Here is a 24,217-nt window from a genome sequence, read left to right on the forward strand (position 1 = left end):
GCGTTAGGTGGTGAACGGGGGGGTCGTGGAGCGCACCGTCCGGATGTTCTCTCGTCGAGAGTTTGTATCCTGGCTGCTCTGCGTGAAAGTACCGTCCCACCGACCCATCTTGTTCACCTTGGTCTCTTTCTTTTGATTCGGGCCGATCACGCCGCCCTTCGCGTCCTCTCCGATGTTGGCCGGATGGAGGCCGAGCTCTCGGAAGATCTGCGCGCACATGGGGCAAGGCGCCATGCCCTCGCCATCCTCGTTCGTGGTCTCGATCGTCGCGCCGTTCCTGAAGCGCTTCTGAAGCTCGGCGCGCACCTCCTCATTCGTCATCTCAGGTTTCCCCTTCGCGGTTCGCTGGGCGTTTCCTTCGGCGCGGATCTGGCTCGCCATCTTGTGCAGCGCGTCCACCTCTGCACACGTTGTGTCTCCCGTCGGGGTCGTCTTCGAGTCGCGCGCCCTCTGCGCGTTCTTGACGGCCTCGGTGATCGCCGGGTCCTTGTACCTGTTGCGCTGAGCCTCTGCGTTCGGCCCGCCGCGCTCTCGCTGGCTCTTGCCCTCGATATCGCCCGGCACCCCGCGGCGGTTCTTCGGATCGGTAAAATCCTTGCCCTCCGGGTTCTTCCCGGCCGCGTTCCGTACGGTCGAGAACGGCATCAGCCCGCTCGGATCGACGAACCGCGTCGGCGCGTTGCCTGCGTAGTCGAAGCCGTTGAAGCCGCCGTCGAGCCCCGCCGGGTCCGCGCTCAGGTACCGCCCCATCGCCGGATCGAAGTAGCGGTAGCGGTTGTAGACGAGCCCCGTCTCCTCGTCCTCGTACTGGCCCGGGAAGCGGAGCGGCGTGGTGGTCCGTCCGCCCTCTTTCACCTTCGCGCCGAACGCGGATCGGTCGAGCTCGCACACCACCTCGCCCGCCGGGCCGACCAGGCGCTCGGGCGCGCCCACGTCGTCGTTGAGGTAATGGAACCACGGGCTCTCCTCGCGGCGGCCGCCCGCCATGCGCGTGTCGCGGTGGGCCCAGGGGGCGTACCGGGCCTCCTCGAAGCAGTACGTGCGCTCCTCCACCACGGGATCCCCCGCCGCCTGCGCCACGCGCTTGATCTCGTGGACCAGCACGCCGCCGTCCCACACGAAGCGCGCGCTCGACAGCTCGCGCCGCTTCCCGTCGGGCGCTCGCTCGAACGTGCGCTTCCCGATGCGCCGCGCGAACGGATCGTAGCTGAGCTCGATCACCTTTCCGTCGGGCCTCTCGACCGCTGCGAGCAGCCCGAGGGCGTTCCACCTGTACCGCGTCAGCCGCCCCTCCGCGTCGCGCGCGCTCGTGAGCCTGCCCGACTCGTCCCACGCATACGTGGTGCCGCCCTTCTGCACCAGGCGGTTCCCGGCGCCGTAAGCGCGCTGCTCGCCGTCCGGCTCGTGGAGGTTGCCCGCGGCGTCGTACGCGAAGCGTTGCCCCCGGCCCCGCTCGTCGCGGATCCCCAGGAGCTGTCCCGCGGGGTCGTGCTCGAACAGCCTCCGGCCGAGCGTGTCGTCCCACGACTCGACGAGCTCCGAGCACGGCCCATAGCGGAACGCCTGGTACACCGTCGTCCCCGGCGGGCGAGGGCCGACCCACTCGGGCCGGCCGGCGCCCGCGCTGGCTTGCCCGGGGTGGCCTACACAGCGCTGAGCCATGCGGCCGAGCGCGTCGTAGACGACCTGGATGCGCCCTCCGTCCGGCAGCGCGCGGGCGATCTCGCGCCCGAGCGCGTCGTGCGCGACCCCGACCGCGGTGCGCCCGTCCAGCACCACCTGCGTGGCCCGGCCGCAGGCGTCCCGCGCGAAGGCGGCCGAGTGGCCCAGCGACGTCGTCCGCTGCACGACGTTGCCCATGAGATCGTACGTCCGCCGCACGAAGAACGCGTCCCCCGACGCGATCTGCCGCTCCTCCACGACCCAGCCCACGGCGTTGCGCGTGAACGTGAGCTCCCCGGCAGGCGTGACGGCGGCGATCAGCTGCCCGCAATGGTCGTATTCGAACGACTCCGTGGCGCCGTCCGGCAGGGTGCGCTGGACGAGCTGTCCGGCCGCGTCGTAGGCGAACTCGGTCATCTCGCCCGCGCCGGTCTTCTCGTGGAGGAGCTGCCCGGCCATGTCGTGCCGATAGTGCTTCTCCAGCCCGGCGAACGTCCGCTCGTACACCATGCGGCCCGCTGTGTCGTAGCGCATGAGGTACACGTCCCCCCGCGCATTCTCGGCCCGCACGAGGCGACCCTCGCGATCGTAGCCGAGCCGGTTCACCTCGCCGTTCGGGCGCCGGATCGCGCAGACCTTGTGGAGACCTCCGCGATCGAAGCGCGTCGAGGCGCCGTCCGGGTGATCGATGCGCACGACGTCTCCGTTGCGATCGTGGGCATAGCGGGTCACGCCCCCATCCGGGTGGCGCACGGCGATGCGATCGCCCCGGTCGTTGTAGGCGTACGACGTAATGTTCCCGAGCGCGTCGCGCACCGAGAGGCAACGTCCCCAGTAATCGTAGACGTGCTCGGTGACGGCGCCTGTCCCGTCGATCTTCTGGATCACGTTGCCCTGCGCGTCGTGGGCGAAGCGCGTGCGCGCGCCGTTCGGTGCGACCGTCTCCGTGATGAGCCCCCGCGCCTCGATGCGGACCTCGAAGGTCGCGCCGATCGGATCGGTCCAGTACAGGGCGCCCGCGGTGCGCGTCACCTCCGTGACGCCGCCAGCCGGGTCGGTGACGCGACGGATGTGCCCGTCCGGCTCGCGCTCGATGACGGTGGTGCGGCCCAGCGGATCGCTCACGCGGAGCGTGCGGCCGCGGGCGTCGCGGACCCAGGTCGTGGTGGCTCCGAGCGGGTCGGTGAACGAGCGGAGATTGCCGTTCTCATCGTAGGTGCGGCAGTAGACGGCCCCGCCGGATACGGCCTTGTCGAGCTTGCCGAACTCGTTGGCGAAGTAGCGGTGCACGGTGATCGAGTCCGCCACCTCCGAGTATCCGTCGTCGCCATAGACGAGCTTGCAGTGGTAGATCCCCCGGGCCTTCGTGCCATCGGCGAGCGTATCTGGGACGCCCTCCGCGAGGCCGAGGCGCCCCGGATCGGGGTGATCGCCCCAGGTCTCGACGCAGCGACCACGCTCGTCGTACCGGAAATGGAAGGTGAGGTCCTCGGGATCCGTGCGCGACGTCAGCCGGTGATCGTCGTAGGTGTAGCGGCTGACGCAGCCCTCAGCGTCCGTATCGGCGACGAGGTCGCCGCGCTCGTCGTAGGTATAGCTCCGGAGGGTCACCCATCTCCGTTGGCGCCGTTGCCCCCGTTGGAGCCGTCGGCGCCCTGGTCCTTGCCGCTCCCCTTGCCGCCCTTGCCGCCGCTGCCGCCGCTGCCGCCGCCGCCGCCCATGATGAAGACGCCGGGGTTCATACCGGGGATCGCGGGGATATTCGGGACGGGGGCTGTGCGCGCCATGGGAGCGAGCGTAACAGGGGGCAACAGCACCGGAAATGCGCAACGTCCCCTCCACGGAAGCGCAGGAGAGCACGTTGACCCGACCGGTCAGCCGCGAGGCCCATCGCGCTGCCTCCTCGTTCGGCCTATCTCAATCCCGCTGGCATGTTCGCGCATTCCTGCGCGTCTCGCGCATTTTCGCGCTCGAGGTTGCGGCAAGGGGTGAGCTGTCGGTATCGTGCGCGCCATTCGCCCACTCAGGAGCTCTGCCGTGCACAAGATCTACTTCGTCCTTTCCGCAGCATTCCTCGTCACCTCTACGGCCTGCTCGGATGAATCCGATTCTAGCGGTACGAGTAATGACCAGGCCAGCAGCAGCAGCGCTTCGACCAGCAGCGCCTCGGGCAGCGGTACCGGGGGCAACGGCGGGTCAGGGAGCACGGGCGTCGGAGGGGGCGGCGCTGCTGGGACGGGCGGATCGGGCGGCGCAGGCGAGGGCGGCGCGGGCGAGGGCGGCGCGGGGACAGCAGGCGGGCCCGCTACCGGGGCCGGCGGGGACCCGGGCACCTCATCGCTGGGCTTCTTCGTGTCCACCCCGAGCGACAGCGGCGGCGATCTCGGGGGGATCGCCGGCGCGGACGCGACCTGCCAGGCGCTGGCGGCCGAGGTGGGCGCCGGCGGCCGCACGTGGCGCGCGTACCTGAGCACGAGCACGGAGGATGCCCGCGATCGCATCGGCAAGGGGCCCTGGGTCAACGCCAAGGGCGTCACGGTGGCCGCGACTGTCGAGGCGCTGCACGCGCTGCCCGGGGGCAACCCGGAGCTCTTCGTCGATCACAAGGGCAACCGCATCAACGGCCAGTGGCAGGGCTCTCCCACGCCGAACGAGCACGACATCCTCACGGGCTCGGCGGCGGACGGCACGGCCCTGGCCGCCACGTGCAATGATTGGACGTCGTCCACCGCCACGCCCGGGCCGCAGGTTGGGCACTCCGACGGCCTCGGTCCGAACATGAACGGCCAGGCCCCCTACAACTCGTGGAACTCCGTGCACGCCCCCGCGGGTTGCAGCCAGCAGCAGCTCATGGCCGTGGGCGGCGCGGGCCGTATCTACTGCTTCGCCGCGAATTGAGCCTTCGTCCGGCTCAGGCGGTCGCGCCGGGCTGGATGCCGTTCAGCGCCATCATCTTCCGCCGCTCGTCGTCCTTGTTGAGTCCGCGGTACCGCTCGTCAAGCTTCGCGATATCGAGCTTCAGGATGCGGCCGTACAGCGAGAAGGCGAGGCCGACGATCGACGGGTGGCAGGCGGACTTCACCCGGTCATCGTAGTAGGGATACGCCGCCTCGTGGAAGCTGCGCAGGTTGTAGAACGGGATGCCCGGGAACTTGTGGTGCTCGTTGTGGTACGTGACGTTGTTCCAGAGGAAGTTCGTGACGTGCGCGCTCGTCCCGTAGGTGCGAGAGCTGTAGGCGTCCTCCCCCGGGAGCATCTCGTAGTGCTCGATCATCGAGGTCACGCTGGCGAGGATGGCGCCGAAGACGAACGGCAGGATGTAGAAGAAGAAGAACACCTGGAGCGGCATGACCCAGAAGAAGAAGGCCATGAGGCCATAGAAGGCGACGAGCTCCAGGAGCATCCTGACGTGCTGGATCGGTGAGAGCCGCTTCACGTACCGCGACATGCAGCCCAGGAAGTAGAGCGGATAGGCGAACGTGTAGACGGCGAGGAGCAGGAGCCTCGCCAGGACGGGGTTCCGCGTGTAATCCGTGACGACGAAGTTGTCGACGTCAGGGTACGTGTTCGCGATCTTGTGATGATGAAGGTGGTAGTTCGTGTACAGCGTCACGCTCATGCCGGTCGGCGCCCAGCAGAGCAGGGCGATGACGTACGAGGTGAGCTTCGAGCGCGAGCAGCTGCCGTGGACGGCGTCGTGCGCCACGGCCCCGAGGCCGCGGACGAGGTTGGCGATCAACCACGAGCAGGCGACCCCGATCGGGATGGCGAGCGGGTGGTGCTGCGTCGCGTACAGCACCCACGTGACCGCGGCCCAGATGCCGAAATGAAGCGGGATCTTGAGCAGGTGAATCGGGTTGCGCCTGTAGGCAGCCTGCAGCAGCTCCCGCGGTACTGTGTCCATGCCGGCCATGCTGATCTCCGTGTTTCTCGCGCGTGCGCGGCCCGGAACTTCGCAAAAAACAGGCGGGAAAACAAGAGCACGCCCGCTTTTTGCCCCCGCGGCGCGAATGCGCCTACGCGCCTGCGCAGGGGCTGGCGACAGGGCTTCGCGCCGCTTGAGGGGCGCGTTCGCCGCCGCTAAGACGCGGCCATGGGGACGCGCATCGAGAAGGACAGCTTCGGGCCGATCGCGGTGCAGGACGACCGCTACTGGGGGGCGCAGACGCAGCGTTCCCTCGAGAACTTCCGGATCGGGGGCGAGCGCTTCCCGCGGGAGATGATCGCCGCGCTCGCCACCGTGAAGAAGGCGGCGGCGCTCGTGAACCGCGATCTGGGGCTCCTGCCGGCGGACAGGTGCGCGCTCATCGTCGCGGCGGCCGACGAGGTCATCGACGGCAAGCTCGACGACCACTTTCCGCTCGTCGTCTGGCAGACGGGCAGCGGCACCCAGACCAACATGAACGTGAACGAGGTCATCGGGAACCGCGCGATCGAGATGAGCGGCGGCGTGATGGGCTCGAAATCGCCGGTCCACCCGAACGACGACGTGAACAGGTCGCAGAGCTCGAACGACGTGTTCCCGACGGCCATGCACGTCGTCGCCGCGCTCCAGATCGAGCGCCGCCTGCTCCCGGAGGTCCGCCGGCTGCGCGAGACCCTGGCGCAGAAGAGCGCGGCGTTCGCGGACATCGTCAAGATCGGCCGCACGCACCTGCAGGACGCGACGCCGCTCACGCTCGGGCAGGAGTTCTCCGGCTACGTGGCGCAGCTCGACGCCGGCATCGCCGCGGTGGAGCGCGCGCTCCCCCCGCTCCACGAGCTGGCGCTCGGGGGCACGGCCGTCGGGACGGGGCTCAACGCGCACCCGGAGTTTCCGGTGAAGGTCGCCGCCAGGATCGCCGAGCTCACGGGGGCGCCCTTCGTCACCGCGCCGAACAAGTTCCAGGCGCTCGCGTCGCACGACGCCCTCGTCGCGGCGCACGGCGCGCTGAAGGTGCTCGCCTGCAGCCTGACCAAGATAGCGAACGACGTCCGCTGGCTCGCGAGCGGGCCGCGCTGCGGGATAGGCGAGATCACGATCCCGGAGAACGAGCCGGGCAGCTCGATCATGCCGGGGAAGGTGAACCCCACCCAGGCCGAGGCGATGACGATGCTGTGCGCGCAGGTGCTCGGCAACGACGTCGCGGTCGGCATCGGCGGGGCGAGCGGCAACTTCGAGCTCAACGTGTACAAGCCGCTCATCGTGCACAACGTGCTGCAGTCGATCCGGCTGCTGGCCGACGGCTGCGCGTCGTTCGAGGAGCACTGCGCGCGGGGCATCGAGCCGAACCGCGAGCGCATCGAGCGGAACCTGCGCGACAGCCTGATGCTGGTGACCGCGCTGAACCCGCACGTGGGCTACGACAACGCAGCGAAGATCGCCAAGAAGGCGCACGCGGAAGGGACGACCCTCCGCGAGGCGGCGCTCGCGCTCGGGATCCTCGATGGGGGGAAGTTCGACGAGATCGTTCGACCGGAGAGGATGATCGGGCCTTCCGGGGACGCGTGAGGCTGCGGTGGGGACGCGAAGGAGAGGAGGTCGTGCCGAGTTGCCGGGCGCTCGGAGAGGGTGGTGGGGTACTTACCCCACCCTGCCGGAATGATGGAGCCGCCAGGACGCCAAAAGACGCCAAGAGGCGCCAGAAGACGCCAAGAGAAATACAAAAAATTGGCGTCTTCTGGCGTCCTGGTTCAAAAGAGCCACCTTCGGCCAGAGTACTCGACCAGCTCTCGAGAGCCTCCATCGCGAGTTCTCTTTCAATCCGGAGGCTGGACTAAGGAACGGCCCACGGCAGCCGCACCCGTGCTCCGGGAACGATCCCCTGATCGCCAGGCAGGTTCCAGACCACCGGCGACACGGGCAGCACCACCGGCGCAAGCGTGACCTCATAGCGCCCCAGCTCGAATGCCACGCCCGCCTCCGGAAGCTCCTGAGTCGGGCCGTCGAGCCCCACCAGCGCCTCCGGATCCGCAAGAATGTCCGAGGACGGAAGCGCCGGCGCGCTCGCCTGCGGCAGGTCGGTCACCCGCTGTAGCGCCTCGTCGACCACACGCTTCCAGTTACGTCCCATCTGCGCGGACGGAAGCTCCGCTGCGAGCGCCTCCAACCGCGCCTTGAACTGTGCGTCGGACAGCACCGTCGCAGTCCGCTCTGCGGGCGACCGGGGCGGCGGCCCGACCTCCTGCGCCTGCGCCAGGCCAGGCGCAACCAGCGTCGCGAGCAGCGCCACGGCAGCTCCGTGCGCTCTCCTGCACACCCTCATTCACCACCTCCTTTGCGCGCCTTCGCGCGGCTGACGGACATCCAGCGAGAGGTCGACCGCGCGGAGCGCCGGTCATTCCGGCCTTCCGCGCGGCGGCGGGGCGAGCCCGCCTCCGGGAACGGGCGGCGATCGACGTCGAGCGCCGCGGGGTTCGGGAGCACTCAGTGTACGCCCATCGCAGGTGCCCGGAAAGGGCAACTCGCCTGGTGCGCGCGGGGGCGAGGCGGCGCGTTGACACCCTGTCGACACGTGGGATAGACGAAGGCGCCTGCCAGCGGCGATGTTGCCGAGTTCGTTGCGATTCCTCTCGCCCGCCGGCCAGCACGGACGCCAATGACACCTTGCGCATGGACTCGTCGCGGTGCGGATCCTCGATGTGCCCGGCCGCGGCGCCGCGGGGGCAGCACGGCGCCGGACGGCGCTGCGCTCGCCCTTATCCTCCTGGCAGCGGCGGCGCTCTGGTGTCCGCAGGCCAGCGCGCAACCCGCCCAGCGGCTGCCAACCCAGCCTCCGGCCGCCGACGCGCTCCCGGTTCCCCCGCCCGCGGCGCCGGCCATTCCGGTCGCGCCGCCGCCCGGCGCGGTTCCCCCCGGCGGCGCGCCGGCCACGCCGCCCTCCGGAGCTGCGCCGCCCAGCGGCGAGCCGGCCACGCCCCCTGCCGGGGCCACACCCGGCACCCCCGCGGCCACACCGGACGCACCGCCTGCCACCGTTGCGCCGTCCGCTGTCGCCGCACCCGGAGCCGCCGCCGCCAGCACGTCGCCGGCAGGCGCCGCGCCGTCCAGCGCTGCGCCGCCCGCCGCGGCCGCACCGTCACCTGCCGGGGCGGCCGCTGCGCCCTCCCCGGGTGGACCGCCGTTCCAGCTCGCGATCGGCCGCCTCGTGCTCTCTCCCCTCGTGCTCGTGCAGGCGCAGGCCGTCCCCTACGTGGGCGAGGACGCCTTCCTGCAGGCGGGCGACGTCGCCGAGGGGCAGGGGTTCCGCCTGCGGCGCGCCCGCGTCGGCTTCGCGGGGAGGCTCGCCGGGTACGTGCCGTTCGCGGTCTCGGGCGAGCTCGCCGGGGGCGCGGACGGCTCGGCGCGGCTCTCCGAGGCGTGGATCGGCTACGCCCACTTCCCGTTCGCGAACCTCTACTTCGGCGCGCACGACGTGCCGTTCAGCCGCTCCGCGATGGCCGGCGCCGGCGAGGGCGCGCTCATCGAGCGGCCCCTCGCCGTGCGCGCCATGGCGCCCTCACGCCAGGTCGGCCTCCACGTCGAGGGGCATTTCCGGGGCCGGGCGTTCAGCTACTTCGCCGGCATGTTCAACGGCTTCCAGCGCTCGGATCAGTTCTTCGCCGGCTATGTCGAGAACGCCGCGAGCTTCGGCAACCGCTTCGACCACATCGCCTACGTCGCGCGGCTCGCCACCGAGCCGCTCGGCCCCCTCCCTCGCTCGGTGCAGGACCTCGCCGTCTCGCGCCTCCGCGTCGGCGCAGGCGCGAGCTACTTCTTCAGCGACGGCGGGACGCGCGACATCCACGGCATCGGCGCCGACGTCCTGGTCCAGGCCGCGGGCGCGCACGCGCTCGCCGAGCTCCTCTGGAACCAGAGCGACCCCGAGAGCACCCCCACGCAGCCGCTCGGCCAGCTCGCCCCGGTCACGTCGGTAGGGCTCGTCGGCGAGGTGGGGTATTTCGTGAGGCGCATCAAGCTCGGGGTGAGCGCGCGGTTCGAGTGGCTCGATCCCAACCTCGACCTCTCGGACGAGACGGACAGCTGGGCCCTCACCGCCGGCGCGAGTTACCACTTCATCGACAACACGCTCAAGGCGCAGGCCGACTTCACCCACCGGCAGGAGCGCCACGGCGTCGCGCTCGACAACGACGCCGTGGCGCTGCAGCTGCAGCTCAACCTCTAGCGGCCCGCCATGCGAAGACGCCGCTCCGCCCTCGCCCTGCCCGCGCCGCGCGGCGCCCTCGGCCTCCTGGGTCTCCTCGGTCTCGTCGGCCTGGCTGGCCTGGTCGGTTGCGACGAGCCGAACCTCCTGCGCGCCAAGCCGATCGAGAACCGGTTCGAGCTGGTCGGCGGCCCGGTGGCGATGGCCGATGTCGGCGATTTCCTGCTGGAAAACGACGAGATCCGGGTCGCGATCCTCGGCCCCCGCCACTCGCCGGGGCCGGGCGTCTACGGCGGCTCGCTGGTCGACGCGGACCTGCGCCGCCCCGACCCGCGCTTCGCGAGCGCGTCGGGCCGCGACCGCTTCGCCGAGTCGTTCCCGGTCGCCAACCTGCTCGTGCCCGATCCGGGCGCCACCGAGGTCTTCGTCGTCAACGACGGCTCCGACGGGCAGGAGGCGATCGTCCGGGTCGAGGGCGACGGCGGCTTCCTCTTCCACGCGCTCGGCGTGCTGAAGACCCAGGAGGACTTGCTCGGTCTCCTGTTCGACGGCCTCAAGCCGGCGATGCGCTTCCGCACCGACTACGTCCTGCGCCCGGGCGAGCGGTTCGTCACGATCCGCACGACGCTCCTCCTGCCGGACGAGGTGCTCGGGTGCCCGAGCGTCGCCTCGTGCGCGCTCGAGTGCGAGGACGGCCTCGCCGCGGGCGACGACGGCTGCCCTGCGTGCGCCTGCGGGGAGCCGCTCTCGCTCGACAACTACGCGGGCCCCTCGGACATCTTCAGGGGCATCCTTGGCGACGAGCGGAACGGAGATCCCGAGCGCAAGGGCGGGATCGTCGCCGGCGATTTCGTCTTCTTCGGCAACCAGAACGACATCTTCGGCCCCGGCATGGGCTTCGACGAGGAGAAGGCGGTGTTCGACGCCCTCTTCTCCGGCCGGGACACGTTCCAGCAGCCGCTCAGCTTCGACTTCGTCGCCGCGGCGGGCGGCGACGTCAGCTACGGCTATTTCACGAAGGCGCCGGAGGGCGGCCCGCCCTCCACGGTCAACGTCCCCGTCTTCACGAGCGCGGCGACGGCCTTCCTGAGCGCCGGCCGGAGCTGCCTCGCCGCGGACTCCGACGACGAGGCGTGCGACAGGAAGCGGTCGTTCACCTACGAGCGCTACTTCGCCGTGGGCGAGGGCGACATCGCGAGCGTCGCCGAGGTGGTGTACGGCGCCCGAGGCACGCCGACCGGCGCGCTCGAGGGCGCCGTGCGGTGGCGGTCGACGGGCGCGCCCGTGCCGAACGCGCGCGTCCACGTCTTCCGGGACCCCGACCCGGGCGCCGCCTTCGCGAGCGTCGACGATCTCGTCGAGGCGAACCTCGCGCGCTCGGGGGACGTGGGGCTGCTCAGCTCCATCGACGCCGACCTCGGGCTCGATCCGGTGGAGGACGGCGACTTCCACGCGCGGCTCGCGCCCGGCGGCTACCTGCTCGTCGCCGAGAACCCCGAGGGCACCGCCGTGTCGGCGCCGATCCGCGTGGCGCTCGGCGCCGGGGCCACGGTCTCCGTGGCGGCGGAGCTGCCGAGCCCCGCGCGGCTCGCGTACCGGGTGGTCGACGAGGGGGGCCGGCTCGCGCCCGCCAAGCTGACGTTCGTCGCGCTCGACGCCGCGGGGCGGCCGCTCGAGGGCGACGGCACGAGGCGGGTCTACCTCGGCCACGGCCGCCTCGGCAGCGGCGTCCGGCAGATCGAGCGATCGGCGACGGGCGAGGGCGCTGTCGAGATCGAGCCCGGGCGCTACCGCGTCCTCGCCACGCGCGGGCCCGAGTTCGGCCGGTTCGAGGTCCCCGACCTCGAGGTGCGCGCCGGGGAGGTCCGGCGGATCGAGGCGGTCGTGCCGCGCGAGGTCGACTCGACGGGCTGGATGTCGATCGACATGCACCTGCACCAGCGCCCGAGCTTCGACAGCGGCCTGCCGCTCGAGGAGCGGGTGACCTCGGCGGTCGTCGAGGGGCTCGACGTCGCGGTGGCCACCGACCACGACGTGCACACGGATCTCGAGCCCGCGGTGAGGCAGCTGGGGCTCGAGCCGCACCTGAAGACGGCGGTGGGCGCCGAGGTCTCGACGCTCGAGCTCGGGCATTTCATCGGCTTCCCGCTCCGCTACGACGAGCTCGACGTGCCGGATCACGGCGTCTTCGACTGGGTCTGCCGCGCGGGCGGGGACGTCATCGACGGGGTGCGCGGCACGGCGGCGGAGGGCGAGGACGCGCTCGTGATCGTCGCTCACCCGCGCGACGGGTTCATCGGGTACATCGACCAGCTCGGCGTCGACCCCTTCACGCTGCGCCGGTCGATCCCGACGCTCGAGGCGAGCAACCCGCTGTTCCAGGCGGGCAGCTGCGATTTCGACGCGATGGAGGTCTTCAACGGAAAGCGGCTCGATCTGCTCCGGACCCCCACCGTGCAGGAGGTCGTCGATTTCAACCGGTGCCTTTCCCGGATCGACGCCGCGACGGACGAGGCGTCGCTCCGCGCGGCGTGCGCCGAGCTCCCGGGCGGCCTCCCGGCGTGCAAGCCTGGCGAGCGGTACGCGGCCTGCCAGCAGCGCGCCCGCTCGGCGCTCGCCTGGAGCGTGACCAAGCGGATCCTGACGAGGACGCCCGAGGAGCAGGACGCCGTCTGGGACTTCGACAGGACCGCGGCCGACGGGGAAGCGCTGTGCCTGGGAGGCGAGGGCGGCGTGGTCCCGCCGGAGGACGCGGATCGGCCGTGCACCTTCCACGCGGGCCAGGTCGACGACCTGTTCCGCTACCTCGACCACGGCTTCTCGCCGACGCAGGTGGGGAGCAGCGACAGCCACGGCGCCACGCTGGAGCCGGGCTTCCCGCGCACCTATTTCCGCTCGCGGACCGACCAGCCGGCGGCGCTCGATCTCGAGGAGGCGACCGGGGCGCTCCGCGCGGGAAGCGCGTTCGCGACCTACGGGCCGTTCGTCCGCGCGAGCGTCGGTGGCGCGACGTTCGGCGGCGTGGCGCGGGTCGAGGGCGACACGGTGCCGCTCGACCTGCGGATCGAGACGGCGAGCTGGTTCGGCGTGGATCGCGTCGAGGTCTACGTGAGCGGCCGCCTGGTCCGGGTGCTCGAGCCGCCTTCGGGGCCGTCGGCGATCGTGGACGTCGACGAGCGGCTCGTGTTGCCGGCGCCGCCGTCGGACGGCTGGGTCGTGGTCGTGGCGATGGGCCTGCGCGACGAGAACCTCCTCACGCCGGTCGCGCTGCCGGTGTCGTTCGGCGAGCTCCAGCTGCCGCGGGTCGCGAGCCTCGCGTTCACGCAGGTCGAGGCGCTCTCCCGGTTCTTCACGGCGTCGCCCCCGGTCCCCGACTGGTACCCGGTGGCGCCCTACGCGGTCACGAACCCCATCTTCCTCGATCGCGACGGCAACGGCGTCTACGACGCCCCGCGCGGCCCGCCCCCGTTCTGCGCGAGGCCGTGCGACCCGGCGGTGCTCGATCCGTCGCAGTGCCCGGAAGGGCAGCAGTGCCTGGTGAACGACCACGTCTGCGGGATCTTCGTGCTGAGCCGCTGCGAGGACAAGCAGGCGTCGCCGTAGCGCCCGAAAGGTGGCGCGCGCGGCCCGCGCAGACCTCACCGACGGCCGGGGGCGACGCGGAGCGCGCCGCGCGCTCAGCGGGGCCGCGCGGCAGGGGAGGGCGTGATCGCGTGGGTGATAGCGCTCTGGAGCGTCGAGCGCGTGATGAGGCCTCGGAGGTCGATCCCGCCCTGCGTGAGCGCACGGGCGACCTCCGGCTGCATCCCGGTCAAGATCGCCTGCGCGCCGAGCAGCCGCAGCGCCGAGGCGGTGCGGATCAGCGAGTCGGCGACCCCGGCGTCGACGTGCTTCAGGCCGGTGATGTCGATGATCACGATGGACGGGTTGTGGCGCTCCACCCCGGCGAGGGTCGCCTCCAGCACCTGCGCGGCGCGCGCTGCGTCCATCGTCCCGATGAGCGGCATGACCAGGACGCGATCGGTGATCGGGATGATGGGCGTCGCCATCTCCGAGAGGCGCAGCCGCTGCACCCCGATGATCTCCTCCTGGAGCGCTGCCCGGGCCTGCTCGGCGCGCTCGCGCTCGCGGAGCTCCTCGAGCAGCAGCTCGTTGGCCCGGTTCAGCTCCTCTGCCTTCTGTGAAAGGCGCTCGTTGACCGAGAACAGCTCCTCGGTGCGCCGCTGCACCTCGCTCTCGAGCCGATCGTTCATGGCGCGGTGCCTGTCGGACACCTCCTGCAGCCGCCCGTAGAGCAGCGCGTTCTCGAGCGCCGCCGCGACCTGCGCGCCCAGGAGGCGGAGCAGCTCGGTCTGCTCCGGGGTGAAGGCGCCGCTCGCGAGCGTGTTCTCCACGTACAGCACGCCCGTGAGCCGGTTCTGGTGGACGAGCGGGAGGCCCATCACCGACTTTGGCCGGTGCGCGGCGAGGTAGGGATCCGCGGCAAAGCGAGGGCTCGCCGCGGCGTCGTCCAGGATGAGCAGCTCTCGCGTCCGCGCCACGTAGTGGACCACGCTGACCGGCAGGGCCGAGGACTCCTCCAGCGGACGCCGGAGCTCCACCTCGATCGACGCAGGATCGATGGTGACGGATGCCTCGATGAACAACCGCTCTTCGCGCGCGAGCACCAGGAAGCCGCGCTGTCCGCCGGCGCTCGCGAGGACGGCGCGCATCACGCGGTCGAGCGCCTTCCCGAGCACGAGCTCGCTGGAGATCGCGTGCGTCGTCTGCAGCACCGCCGCGACGTCGGCGAGCTTGTGGAGGAGCGGGTGGCTCACCGACATGGAGCTCGATCTCGCCGCGGCCTTCTCGTGCTCCGCCGCGGGCCCTCGAGCGATGGGGAGCGGGTCGAGCCCGTGCTGCCGGACGAGCTCCGTGGCCTTTCGCTCTGCCCCCCACTGCCGGTAGGCGTGCATCGCCGCGTCCAGATAGAGAGTGGCGATGCGCCGCCGGCCCTTGCGAGCGTAGTACAGGCCGGCCAGCTCCGACGCGAGCGCCTCGTACTGCACGAACTCGCTCTGACGGGCGGCGTCGATGGCGTCGTCGTAGAGCCCCATCGCCTCGACGTCGCGGCCGGCGGCGCGCGCCGCCTCGGCCAGGACCAGGACGTGCTTCACGCGGAAGTTGTCGGGGCAATGGCGGGCCCAGAGCTCGAGCTTCTCGAGCGACGCGGAGAGCGCCCCGGCGTGCCGCTCGCGCTCGCGCGCGTCGCGCTCGCCGAGCGCGACCAGCGTGAGCGCGAGATAGAAGTGGTAGGTCGCCTCGATCGGCATCGCCATGACGGCCCCGAGCACCGGGCGCGCCGCCTCCGCCGCGGCGAGCGCCTCCTCGGGGCGACCATGGGAATAGAGGAGGATGAGCCGGATGATGTGGTAAAAGGCGATACCGCACCCGAAGCTCGCCCGGGTGAGCGCGGCCAGGCACGCTTCTTCCGAGAATTCGGCAGAGCCCTCCTCGCTCGGCGAGGCGTCGGCCGCCGTGAGCCCCTTCAGGCTGCGCAGGAACTGCTGCTCCAGCCGGATCGTCTCGAGGACGGCGTGATTGCCTGTCTTGCGCGCGAACGACGCGAAGCGCTCGGCGACGCGGTCGACCTCCGCCAGCGGATCGCCCTTCTCGTAGACCTGCCAGACGGTCTCGAAGGCCAGGTAGCTCGCGTACACCAGGTCGCCGGCCTCGATGCACGCGAGGAACGCCCGCTCCAGGATGGGGAGATCGTTCCGGATGTGCTGGACCCAGAAGTTGATGTGATCGCCGTGGAGGTGCAGCAGCGTCCCCCGCAGCGAGACGTCCCCGAGCTTCTCGTTCAGCCGGATCGACATCTCCGAGAAGCGGAACCCCGACGGGATATCGCCGAACGCCGCGACCAGCATGAGCCCGTAAACGCTGTAGGCGAAGCACGACGCCTCGGTGTTGCCGTGCCGCAGCGACAGGTTCAGCATCTTCAGCGCGATGAGCGGGAACACGCCCGGCCGCCCGATGTACGCGCAGGGAGCGCAGTCGGCGAGCAGGTTGATGACCGCGCGGATCTGCTCGTCGGCGAGCAGCGGCGCGTGCAGGATGTCCTCGATGCTCCTGCCCGCCATGCTCTCCGGGATCTGCGCGACCTCGGCGGAGACGGCGGCGCCGATCTCCTCGCTCGCCCCCGGGATCTCGACGCCGAACAGGCGCAGCGCCTCCTGTCCGACGGTGACGCCCTCGTCGTAGCGGCCGGCGACCTGATAGAGCTTCATCCGCAGGCTCTGGACCCGCGCCCGATCGAGGTTCGACGCCGCCACCTCGAGGAGCCGCTGGAACAGCGCCTCTGCCTCGGCGAAGCGGCCGCACAGGTACTCGCACTCGGCCGCCTCCAGCGTGAGCGCCCAGCGCAGCGCGTGATCCCCCGAGGCGCCGTCGTCTCCGAGCGCGCTCCGCCCGGCGCTGAAGTACTCCGCCGCGGCCCCGTACGCGGTCGAGCCCTTGGCCTTCCTCCCGGCGCGCAGGTTCAGGCGCGCCAGCAGATCGCGCTCGCCGGGATCGGCGATCAGGACGGCACCATAGTTAAGATGGTTTACCGTGTCGAACAGCTGCTCTTCCTGCGGCTCGCCGCGCTGGCTGGCCAGCATCAGGCGGCCGACGCGCAGGTGGGCGGCGCATCGGTGCTCGTCCGCGATGAGGGCATAGGCCGCCTGCTGGACGCGATCGTGCAAGAACTGGTAGGAGACGGCGAGCGACGCGTCGGTCGCCGGCTCGCCGTGGGAGGGGTCTTCCGGGTGCACGAGCCGGTAGTCGGCGTCGATGGGGAGCAAGACCCCTTCCTGCATGGCCGCCCATAAATCCTGCGCCGCCTGCGCGGCCGGCAGCTCGGAGATCATCGCGAGCGTGCGCAGATCGAACCGGTGCCCGATGCACGCGGCGAGCGTCAGGGCGCGCTGGGTGGGCGGCGCGAGCCTCTGCAGCTTGGCGATCATGAAGTCGACGACGTTGTCCGTCACGGCCCGCGACTCGATGGCTGCGAGATCCCATGTCCATCTGCCGGTCTCCGGGTCGCAAAGGAGGAGCCCGTCGTCGCCCAGCATGCGCAGGAACTGCCCGATGAAGAACGGGTTGCCCAGCGTCTTGTCGTGGATGAGCTCGGAGAGCTGGGCGACGTCCTGCGCCGCGCGGCCGAGGGCGTCCGAGGCGAGCGCCGTCACGTCCTCCTGCGAGAGCGGGGCGAGGGGGATGTCGGTCACCGCCGCGCTCGCGGCGCGGACCGCGTCGAGGGTGATGACGAGCGGGTGCGCCGGGCTCACCTCGTTGTCGCGGTAGGCCCCGACGACCAGGAGATGGCGTGTGTCGGCGTCGGTGAGCAGGAGCCGCAGCAGCCTGAGCGACGCCGGGTCCGCCCACTGGAGGTCGTCGAGGAACAGGACGAGCGGGTGCGACGGAGCGGCGAACACGCCAAGGAAGCTCCGGAACACCATGTCGAAGCGGTTCTGCGACTCGGAGGGGCCGAGCGCCGCGACCGCGGGCGCCTCGCCGACGATGAGCGCGAGCTCGGGGATGAGGTCGACGAGGAGCCCGGCGTTCGGGCCGAGCGCCGCGCCGAGCTCCGCTCTCCAGTGGGCCAGCGCGTCTGTCCGCTCGGAGAGGAGCTGCTGCACGAGCCCTTTGAACGCCTGGACGACCGAGGCGCAGGGCACGCCGCGGTTCAGCTGATCGAACTTGCCGTGCGCGAAGTGGCCGCCGACCCTGGCGATGGCCTTGTAGGTCTCGTGGACCAGCGCGCTCTTGCCGACGCCGGAGTAGCCGGAGACGAGCACGAGCTCCGCGGCGCCCGCGCGGGCCCGCTCGAAGGCGGCCAGGAGCCGGTCCCGCTCCGCGTCCCGGCCGTAGATCTTCTGCGGGACGCGCAGCTCGTGGCTGCGATCGCGCTGACCGACGGGGAAGGGGTGGACCCGGCCTGTCTGCTCGAGGGAGCGCAGGCACTCCGCGAGGTCTGCCCTGACGCCGTACGCGCTCTGGTAGCGGTCCTCGGGCGCCTTGGCGAGGAGCTTCATGACGATCTCGGAGACCGGCCGGGGGACATCTCCGCGGAGCTCGTGCGGCGGGGCGGGCTGCCGCGCGATGTGGCTGTAGAGGACGTCCAGCGGATCGCCGTCCGGGAACGGCAGGGCTCCGGTCAGCATTTCATACAGCGTGACACCGAACGAGTAGAGGTCGGCGCGGTAATCGATGCCCCTGTTCATGCGCCCGGTCTGCTCGGGCGACATGTACGCGAGCGTGCCTTGCAGGGTGGACGCCGAGGTCGACTGTTGAAACTCCTGCTTGAGCCGCGACGAGGCGCCGAAGTCGATGAGCGTGGCGCGGCGCAGGTCCGAGCTGACGATGATGTTGCTGGGATTGATGTCCTTGTGCGTGACGTGACAGCGGTGCACCGCGCCGATGGCGTCGGCGATGGCCGCCGAGAGCGCCAGCGCCGCGCGGAGATCCAGCCGGCGATCGTCGAGGATCGCCCTCAGGGTCGTGCCCTCGACCGCCTCCGTGACGAGGGCGAGGCCGCCGCGCGTCCTCTCGAGCGAGCACACCCTCACCACGGAATCGTGATCCAGATCGCGCAGGAGGCTGAACTCGTGCCGCAACAGGGCGAGATCGCGGACGCTCGGGTGCTCCCCCTTCAGCGTCTTGATGACGACCGGCCGCTGATCCGCGGCGCGGCGGCCGCGGTAAACGTGGGTCTTGCCGCCCTCATGGATCAGCTGCTCGACGACGTGTCCTGGCAGATCGAACGGTGTTGTGGTGGTCATGACGTGCTTGCGCTCCGCCTCGTGATCGCCTCGTCCACACGTACCGCGCGGACGATTACGTCCGGGGAGGACCAGTATAGGGCGGTCTTCTGCAGATTCACCCAGGGAGTGCAAAGAAGGGGGCTCGACGTGTGCTGTGTCACGCTGCAACGTCGCGTTGCTTGTCGTTGTGTGTGATGCGGAGTACTCGACGCGAAGCGCCCAGGTTCGTTCCTGGGCGCGGGTGAGGCATTTTCGGGCCTACGGTGTGCGCGCAAGCCAGGACCCGTCTGGCGACGCGGAGCTAGAGCGACAAACGGGTTGAATGCCCGCGACATAGCCAGAAATTTTAACATGAAGGCGGGAAGCTAGGAAGGTTTCGTGGATTTGTCTTCCTGCCTTCCCGCCTTCATGTGGATTCTCTCGGGCTTTCAACCTGATCGATGTTCTAGGGGGGTTGCACGACCGCGAGGAGGCCGCGCGGCTGCGACGCGAGATCGAGCGTCGGATCGACGAGGTCGCGGAGGGGACCTCCGTTCAGCGACGCGACGACCTTGGCCGTGACGATAGGCCGCACCCCGGAGTCCTTTTGCAAGCGATCGGCCACGTGGTGCGCGAAATCGACGAGCATGTCGGGCCGCGCGCACATCTCCCCGAGCTGGCGGTCCGTGAGCCACGCCTCGACGTCGAGCGGCTCGCGCACGCCGGTCCTCGGATCCAGCACGTGAATCCCGAGCTCGCTCACGTTCTTGTCGCGCAGCTTCATGCGCCACGAGAAGCGGTGTCCGGCCTCGTTCCAGGCGACGTCGCCCGGGTAGACCCAGTGGCGGAGCGGCACCACGAGGTGGAACAGGAGATATCCGTGGAGCAGCGCGAGCGGCAGCGCGCTCCGGCGCGACGCGGCGGGCGAGGGGGCGCGGGCGACGTCGCCGGGGGCGTCCGCGCCCTTGAACAGGAAGGGCAGCCGCCGCCTCGGCCACGAGGGATCGCCGAACAGCGCGAGCGACGCGATCATCGCGTAGGGGAAGATACCAATCTTGAACAGGAGGGCGTTGGAGAGGTTGAACGCCACGGCGAGCGCCGCGCCGAAGGGGAAGGTGCGCCGGGAGAAGAGCAGGAAGCCCATCGAGAGGTCGATGAAGAGCCCCGCATACGAGAGCGCGAGCCCCGCTGTCGGCGAGGCAAGGAGCGGCCCGACGACGGGCGCGTCGCCGTGCGCGGCGAGCCACATGGTGAGCGGCTGCCCCCGGAGCCAGTCGCCGTTCAGCTTCGCGACGCCGCCGTAGAAGTAGACGATGGCGATCTGGGCCTTCAGGGCGAAGAGATAGAAGCGCGGCACGGTCTCCGCCGGCGCGTCGGGCGCCGCCCCTGCGGGCGAGGCGCGCCGCGCGCGGAGGCGATCCAGCGAGAGCGCGCGGTGCGCCGGGGCGGCGGCGAGCAGCAGCCCGAGGAGGCAGAGGAGATAGAGGTGGTTGAGGTATTGTGCCTTGTCGAGGAGGAAGACATAGGTGAGCGCGGCGCAGAGGAGCGCGGCGCTCACCCGGTAGAAGAGCCCGACGGCGCAGAGCAGCGCGAGGACGAAGAGGGCGCCGAAGTGCCAGTACATCCCCGTCCCGCCCCACGGGCGGACGAAGGGGACGAAGCTGAAGAAGAAGTCGGGCTCGATGTAATAGCGGTAGATCCGATCGTGGAGGGCGTACCGGACGACCTCCCATGCGATCAGGGCGCCATAGCCCGCGCGGAAGACGGCGAGCGAGGCGGCGTCGACCTCGGCGGTGAGGTAGGCCGCCCAGCGCCGCGCGAGGGGGCTCCTAGTGGCGGTGGTGGGGGTGGTGCTTGTGCTTGTGCTTGTGCTTGCCGTGAACGTGGATGTGGACCGGTCGGCCGTCGTCATCGTCGTCGTCGTCATCGTGGACCACCACCACGCCTGGAGCCGTCTTGACCCTCACATCCACGTTCCACGCCGTCGCCACCACGACGTTCACGGCCGGCGCGCTCGGGCCGACGATGACGTGCACGCCGGGGCGATAGCCGACGAGCACCACGTCGGCGTGCGTCGGATGCGCCACGACGACGGTGAGCTTCACCGGGTTGACCTTCGCCGCGACCTTGCCGACGCAGTAGAGGCCGCCCGGGCCGGGGGTGAGCACGACGAGCTCGGAGCCCTGTCCCACGAAGCCGAGCTTGATCTTGCGGTCGCCGACGGGGACCGGCTTCAGGTCCGCGTCGAGGACGTAGACCCTGACCTGGCCGGAGGCCTTGTCCGCGACGACCTCGATCGTGTCGTCGCCGACCACCTGGATCACCCCGCCGTTCGGGCCCGTCTTGCCGGGGGGGATGGGCCTCTTCTCGGCCTTTCTCGCGCCCTCGACGATGACCTTCGTGCCCCCTGAGGGCACGTGGAGCGTGCCATTCCACGGCTTCCCGGAGACGTTGATGTTGTACTTCACCTCGGTGAGATCGGCCTCGAGCTTGGGCCCGGTCGCGACGAGGAGCCCTGTCTTCGCGTCGAGCGCGAGCGGGGCCTGCGCGTCGCCGTTCGGCCCTTTCCAGCTGAGCGTGCCGCTCACGTCCTTGTCGATGGGCTTGCCGTCAGGCGCCTTCACGATCGCCTTCACGGCGCCATCGGGCGCGAAATCCCACCCGACCGAGCCGCCGTCGTGCTCCTCGGTCAACGGATCTTCGATGGCCACGGGGACCGCCTGGACCGACTCCTCGGTCACGCTGGCCTCGGCGGTGGTCTTGCACCCTGCCGCGAGGGGGCTGCCGGCGATCAAGGTGGTCAGGGCCACCACGGAAAGGATGCTCTTGGCTTGCATCAAAGCCTCCAAGCGCAGGAGGGTATCGCAACCGCCCCGCCGCGTCTGCACGAACCGCCTCGCGTTGCGGCGAAGGGGGTCATGGGCGACGACATTGGATCAGCGGTGACCACTTTGCCCGTGATCGTCGCTCGCGCGTGCCTCCGGCGTGAGCTCGTAGGCTTCGAAGAAGCCCTGTGCGGAGTGCCTCGTGGGATGACGAGCGATGTGGATGCTCTGGGCATATCGCCGAGCGCGATGGAGAACGCGGCGGGTGCCTGTGGCAGCTCGCCAGGCGCAATCGCGGCGTGCCGGATGCCTGTGGCGGCTCACAAGGCGCGAGCGTGCGTGGTGTTGCGGATGCCTGTGGCGGTTCGCCAGCCGCCGTCACGCCAGGCGCGAGCGTGCGTGGTGTTGCGGATGCCTGTGGCGGTTCGCCAGCCGCCGTCACGCGCTTCTGGAGGCTCCTCGGCGTCTTCGCGCCTGGGCTTCCCCCCAGCGCCTCTTCGGGCTAGCGTCCCGGACGAGCCTGTTCTGCCATGTCCCAGCGCGTCTATGTCGGCCTCGTCGGCTACGGCCTTGCCGGTGCCGTTTTCCACGCCCCGCTGATCCGGTCCGTCCCACGCCTGCGCCTCGCCGCCATTGCGACCCGCCGGGAGGGCCAGGTCATGGCCGACCACTCGGGCGTCGCCGTGCATCCGACGCCCGAGGTGTTGATCGCCGAGCCGGGGATCGACCTCGTGGTCATCGCCTCGCCCAACGAGACCCACTTCCCGCTCGCGCGCGCCGCGCTCGAGGCGGGCAAGCACGTCGTCGTCGACAAGCCGTTCACGATCACGAGCGCCGAGGCGGACGAGCTCATCGCGCTGGCCGAGCGCCGGGGCCGGCTCCTCTCGGTCTTCCAGAACCGCCGCTGGGACGCGGACTTCCGCACCGTGCGCAGCTGCATCGAGCAGGGTCTGCTCGGCGAGGTGGCCTCGTACGAGGCGCACTTCGATCGCTTCCGCCCCGCCATCAAGCAGGGTTGGCGAGAGCAGGAGGCGCCGGGATCGGGGATCCTGTACGACCTGGGCGCGCACCTGATCGACCAGGCGCTCGTGCTCTTCGGCCTGCCGCGCGCGGTGACCGCCGACGTCCTCGCGCAGCGATCCGGGGCGCGAACGGTGGACTATTTCCACCTGACGCTCGACTACGGCAAGCGCCGGGTGATCGTCCGCTCCTCGACGCTGGTGCCCGAGCCGGGGCCGCGCTTCGCGGTCCATGGCGACGGCGGGAGCTTCCTCAAGTACGGGATCGACGGCCAGGAGGACGCCCTCAAGGCGGGCGCGCGCCCGGGCGTGCCGGAGTGGGGGCGGGAGGACCCGCGCTGGTTCGGCACGCTCGTCACGGCGAGCGGCGAGCGCCGCGTCATCGAGAGCCTGCCCGGCGCCTACGAGGCCTATTACGAGGGCATCGCGGCGGCGATCCTCGACGGCGCCCCGCCGCCGGTGCGCGCCGAGGAGGCGCGCGACGTGATCCGCGTCATCGAGGCCGCGATGAAGAGCGCCGCAGAGCGGCGGACGATATCGCTGGGGGCGTGATCGACGCTGCGCAGGAAAACCGCCGCTTGTATTGAGAAGCGGTTGAAGAGCGCATCTTCACGCGAACTCCGGCGTCCGGTAGCGAGGATGCTTGTCGGGCGGATGAGCCGATACCCGACATGCGTCAACAACGACAGCAGTAGTCCCGGGGGATGGGCCGCTGTCCGAGATGGATTAAAAAGGGACAGCGGTAGGCCCGTGGCGAGGGTGCTCGTTGGGCGGGGTGGGGGATGGGCCGATGTCTGAGCCCGAGGCATCTCTCCTCCGGCGAAGCTGGAGGAGAGATGTCTCGGGCGAGTTCGGCGGGGCCCCCACCCCGCCCGACGAGCACCCTCGCCACGGGCCGGGCAGGGCCGGGCAATCAGATCAGCGCGCCGCCGCCATCGCGGCCTGCATCGCGATGCCCATCTCGGCCGGCGTGGCGGCCACCTTGGCCCCCGCCGCCTCGAGCGCCGCGATCTTCTCGGCCGCCGTGCCCTCGCCGCCCGCGATGATCGCGCCAGCGTGGCCCATGCGCTTGCCCGGAGGCGCCGCGCGGCCGGCGATGAACGCTGCCACCGGCTTCTTCATGTTCTTCTTGATCCACGCCGCCGCGCGCTGCTCGGCCGTCCCACCGATCTCGCCGATCAGCACCACGCCGTGGGTGTCGGGATCCTGGTTGAAGAGCTCGAGCACGTCGATGAAGTCCATGCCGCCGACCGGATCGCCGCCGATGCCCACGCAGCTCGACTGCCCGATGCCGAGGGCGCTCAGCTGGCCGACCGCCTCGTAGGTCAGCGTGCCCGAGCGGGAGAGGACGCCGATGTGGCCCTTCTTGTGGATGTGGCCCGGCATGATCCCGATCTTGCACTCTCCCGGGGTGATCACGCCGGGACAGTTCGGCCCGATGAGCCGCGCCGGCTTCCCCTCGAGGAAGCGACGGACGCGGATCATGTCGAGCACCGGCACGCCGTCGGTGATGCAGATGACGAGCTTGCAGCCCGCATCGATGGCCTCGGTGATCGCGTCCGCCGCGCCGACGGGCGGCACGAAGATGCACGAGACATCGGCGCCCTCGTTGCGCACGGCCTGCTCGACCGTGTCGAAGATCGGCACCTTGTCTTCGAATCGCTGGCCGCCGCGGCCCGGCGTCACGCCGGCGACGACCTTCGTCCCGTACTCGATGCAGGCGCGGGCGTGCTGCGACCCGTAGGCGCCCGTGATGCCCTGGAAGACGACCCGCGTGTCCTTGTTGACGAGGATGCTCATCGCTTGATTACTCTACCTTCAAC

At 70.6% G+C, this 24,217-nt stretch carries 13 protein-coding genes; 5 read left to right on the forward strand and 8 right to left on the reverse strand.

Annotation, left to right across the window (positions count from 1 at the left end):
• Positions 1 to 3: 3 nt before the first annotated feature.
• Complete coding sequence (locus tag WMF11_RS50560; RefSeq protein WP_437975870.1) at positions 4 to 3,273, reverse strand: RHS repeat-associated core domain-containing protein; 3,270 nt, start codon at positions 3,271 to 3,273, stop codon at positions 4 to 6.
• Positions 3,270 to 3,449 (reverse strand): hypothetical protein, encoded by a 180-nt coding sequence (locus WMF11_RS50565; RefSeq protein ID WP_437975871.1) that lies wholly within the window; start codon positions 3,447 to 3,449, stop codon positions 3,270 to 3,272. The genes WMF11_RS50560 and WMF11_RS50565 overlap by 4 nt, the downstream gene beginning before the upstream one ends.
• A 250-nt stretch (positions 3,450 to 3,699) precedes the next feature.
• Between WMF11_RS50565 and WMF11_RS50570 the strand changes: the two genes are divergently transcribed.
• A complete protein-coding gene (locus WMF11_RS50570; protein WP_437975872.1) occupies positions 3,700 to 4,560 on the forward strand; it encodes a hypothetical protein in 861 nt (286 codons plus the stop codon).
• 13 nt (positions 4,561 to 4,573) lie between these two features.
• On the opposite strand, the gene WMF11_RS50575 is transcribed toward WMF11_RS50570, so the two are convergent.
• The gene (locus WMF11_RS50575; RefSeq protein ID WP_437906216.1) at positions 4,574 to 5,566 is read right to left on the reverse strand and encodes a fatty acid desaturase family protein; all 993 of its coding nucleotides are present in this window, start codon (positions 5,564 to 5,566) and stop codon (positions 4,574 to 4,576) included.
• A gap of 189 nt (positions 5,567 to 5,755) precedes the next feature.
• On the opposite strand from WMF11_RS50575, the gene fumC reads away from it, so the two are divergent.
• Complete coding sequence (gene fumC / locus WMF11_RS50580) at positions 5,756 to 7,153, forward strand: class II fumarate hydratase (protein ID WP_437975873.1); 1,398 nt, start codon at positions 5,756 to 5,758, stop codon at positions 7,151 to 7,153.
• Positions 7,154 to 7,418: 265 nt separating this feature from the next.
• On the opposite strand, the gene WMF11_RS50585 is transcribed toward fumC, so the two are convergent.
• Positions 7,419 to 7,874, reverse strand: a complete 456-nt coding sequence (locus WMF11_RS50585) for a hypothetical protein (RefSeq protein ID WP_437975874.1) — start codon at positions 7,872 to 7,874, stop codon at positions 7,419 to 7,421.
• Positions 7,875 to 8,789: 915 nt separating this feature from the next.
• Between WMF11_RS50585 and WMF11_RS50590 the strand changes: the two genes are divergently transcribed.
• Both WMF11_RS50590 and WMF11_RS50595 read left to right on the forward strand, forming a co-directional pair.
• Positions 8,790 to 9,806: a porin gene (locus WMF11_RS50590; RefSeq protein ID WP_437975875.1), complete on the forward strand. Its 1,017-nt coding sequence runs from the start codon at positions 8,790 to 8,792 to the stop codon at positions 9,804 to 9,806.
• Between the two features lie 9 nt (positions 9,807 to 9,815).
• Positions 9,816 to 13,388 (forward strand): PHP domain-containing protein, encoded by a 3,573-nt coding sequence (locus WMF11_RS50595; RefSeq protein WP_437975876.1) that lies wholly within the window; start codon positions 9,816 to 9,818, stop codon positions 13,386 to 13,388.
• 74 nt (positions 13,389 to 13,462) lie between these two features.
• Here the strand turns inward: WMF11_RS50595 and WMF11_RS50600 are convergent, their stop codons facing one another.
• The 3 genes from WMF11_RS50600 to WMF11_RS50610 all read right to left on the reverse strand — a co-directional run bounded on the left by WMF11_RS50600 (position 13,463) and on the right by WMF11_RS50610 (position 21,387).
• Positions 13,463 to 18,589: an AAA family ATPase gene (locus WMF11_RS50600; RefSeq protein ID WP_437975877.1), complete on the reverse strand. Its 5,127-nt coding sequence runs from the start codon at positions 18,587 to 18,589 to the stop codon at positions 13,463 to 13,465.
• A 427-nt stretch (positions 18,590 to 19,016) separates the two neighbouring features.
• Complete coding sequence (locus WMF11_RS50605) at positions 19,017 to 20,477, reverse strand: HTTM domain-containing protein (RefSeq protein ID WP_437975878.1); 1,461 nt, start codon at positions 20,475 to 20,477, stop codon at positions 19,017 to 19,019.
• Positions 20,380 to 21,387, reverse strand: a complete 1,008-nt coding sequence (locus WMF11_RS50610) for a hypothetical protein (RefSeq protein ID WP_437975879.1) — start codon at positions 21,385 to 21,387, stop codon at positions 20,380 to 20,382. The genes WMF11_RS50605 and WMF11_RS50610 overlap by 98 nt, the downstream gene beginning before the upstream one ends.
• 518 nt (positions 21,388 to 21,905) lie before the next feature.
• On the opposite strand from WMF11_RS50610, the gene WMF11_RS50615 reads away from it, so the two are divergent.
• Complete coding sequence (locus WMF11_RS50615) at positions 21,906 to 22,946, forward strand: oxidoreductase (protein WP_437975880.1); 1,041 nt, start codon at positions 21,906 to 21,908, stop codon at positions 22,944 to 22,946.
• 366 nt (positions 22,947 to 23,312) lie between these two features.
• Here WMF11_RS50615 and sucD read toward each other — a convergent pair whose 3' ends face one another.
• Positions 23,313 to 24,194 carry a succinate--CoA ligase subunit alpha gene (gene sucD / locus WMF11_RS50620; RefSeq protein ID WP_437548122.1) on the reverse strand — a complete coding sequence of 294 codons (882 nt, stop codon included), beginning with the start codon at positions 24,192 to 24,194 and terminating at the stop codon, positions 23,313 to 23,315.
• Between the last annotated feature and the right edge of the window lie 23 nt (positions 24,195 to 24,217).

The sequence above is a fragment of the Sorangium sp. So ce295 genome (genome assembly GCF_051527405.1).
In the GTDB taxonomy this organism is placed as follows: Bacteria; Myxococcota_A; Polyangia; order Polyangiales; family Polyangiaceae; genus Sorangium; species Sorangium cellulosum_B.

What these genes read in the sequence shown, in the direction of transcription:
- WMF11_RS50565 (WP_437975871.1), bottom strand. Translation starts at nt 3,449, where the DNA reads ATGGCGCGCACAGCCCCCGTCCCGAATATCCCCGCGATCCCCGGTATG.
- WMF11_RS50575 (WP_437906216.1), bottom strand. Translation starts at nt 5,566, where the DNA reads ATGGACACAGTACCGCGGGAGCTGCTGCAGGCTGCCTACAGGCGCAAC.
- fumC (WP_437975873.1), top strand. Translation starts at nt 5,756, where the DNA reads ATGGGGACGCGCATCGAGAAGGACAGCTTCGGGCCGATCGCGGTGCAG.
- WMF11_RS50595 (WP_437975876.1), top strand. Translation starts at nt 9,816, where the DNA reads ATGCGAAGACGCCGCTCCGCCCTCGCCCTGCCCGCGCCGCGCGGCGCC.
- WMF11_RS50600 (WP_437975877.1), bottom strand. Translation starts at nt 18,589, where the DNA reads ATGACCACCACAACACCGTTCGATCTGCCAGGACACGTCGTCGAGCAG.
- WMF11_RS50605 (WP_437975878.1), bottom strand. Translation starts at nt 20,477, where the DNA reads ATGACGACGACGACGATGACGACGGCCGACCGGTCCACATCCACGTTC.
- WMF11_RS50610 (WP_437975879.1), bottom strand. Translation starts at nt 21,387, where the DNA reads ATGCAAGCCAAGAGCATCCTTTCCGTGGTGGCCCTGACCACCTTGATC.
- WMF11_RS50615 (WP_437975880.1), top strand. Translation starts at nt 21,906, where the DNA reads ATGTCCCAGCGCGTCTATGTCGGCCTCGTCGGCTACGGCCTTGCCGGT.
- sucD (WP_437548122.1), bottom strand. Translation starts at nt 24,194, where the DNA reads ATGAGCATCCTCGTCAACAAGGACACGCGGGTCGTCTTCCAGGGCATC.